Below are 993 nucleotides of genomic sequence, written 5' to 3'. Positions count from 1 at the left end.
GCTAACCTGCCTGCATGGCACTCGGGATTCCCTCCACCAGAAGCGACCGCGCACAGACCGTGCGTGACCTGCTGGCGGCAGGCGACCGCTCCTTCTCCTTCGAGTTCATGCCGCCCCGCAGCGAGGAGGGCGAACGCAAACTCTGGGACGCGATCCGTCGCGTCGAGGCGCTCGACCCGAACTTCGTCTGCATGACCTACGGCGCCGGCGGCTCCTCCCGCGGCCGCACCGTCAACCTGGTCGGCCGGATCGCCACCGAGACCACCCTCACCCCCGTCGCGCACCTCACCGCCGTCGACCACTCGGTCGCCGAGCTGCGCAACATCATCGGCCAGTACGCCGACGAGGGCGTCCGCAACGTGCTCGCCGTCCGCGGCGACCCGCCCGGCGACCCGATGGGCGAGTGGGTCCGCCACCCGGACGGCGTCAGCTACGCCTACGAACTCGTCGAACTCATCAAGGGCATCGGCGACTTCTGCGTCGGCGTGGCCGCGTTCCCGCAGATGCACCCGCGCTCCACCGAGTGGGACGAGGACATCAAGCACTTCGTCGCCAAGTGCCGGGCCGGCGCGGACTACGCGATCACCCAGATGTTCTTCGAGGTCGAGGACTACCTGCGGCTGCGCGACCGGGTCGCCGCGGCCGGCTGCGAGACGCCGATCATCCCGGAGATCATGCCGGTCACCAACATCCGCCAGCTGGTCCGCTTCCCCCAGCTGTCCGGCTCCGACTTCCCGCCCGAGTTCCGCCGCCGCCTGGAGGCCGCCGCCGAGAATCCGGCCGAGGTCCGGGCGGTCGGCCTGGAGCACGCCACGGCCATGGCCGAGAGGCTCCTGGCGGAGGGCGCGCCGGGCCTGCACTTCATCACGCTCAACCACAGCACCTCGACGCTGGAGATCTACCAGAACCTGGGCCTGAACAAGCACTGACGGCCCCTGCGGGCCAGGCCCTTCGACGCCGCCGGGGTTCGACCGACCGGTGATGTGGGGTTCC

Annotated in this window: 1 protein-coding gene; it reads left to right on the top strand. The window is 70.4% G+C overall.

Annotation, left to right across the window (positions count from 1 at the left end):
* Positions 1 to 14: 14 nt before the first annotated feature.
* On the top strand, positions 15 to 929 hold the full coding sequence (gene metF / locus IEZ12_RS00135) for a methylenetetrahydrofolate reductase [NAD(P)H] (protein WP_189270207.1): 915 nt from the start codon (positions 15 to 17) through the stop codon (positions 927 to 929).
* Positions 930 to 993 lie beyond the last annotated feature (64 nt).

Source organism: Kitasatospora griseola (genome assembly GCF_014648555.1).
GTDB lineage: Bacteria > Actinomycetota > Actinomycetes > Streptomycetales > Streptomycetaceae > Kitasatospora > Kitasatospora griseola.
This window is presented reverse-complemented; position numbering and strand designations above follow the sequence as displayed.

Excerpts from the sequence above, each read along its gene's own strand:
- metF (WP_189270207.1), top strand. The coding sequence starts at position 15 with ATGGCACTCGGGATTCCCTCCACCAGAAGCGACCGCGCACAGACCGTG.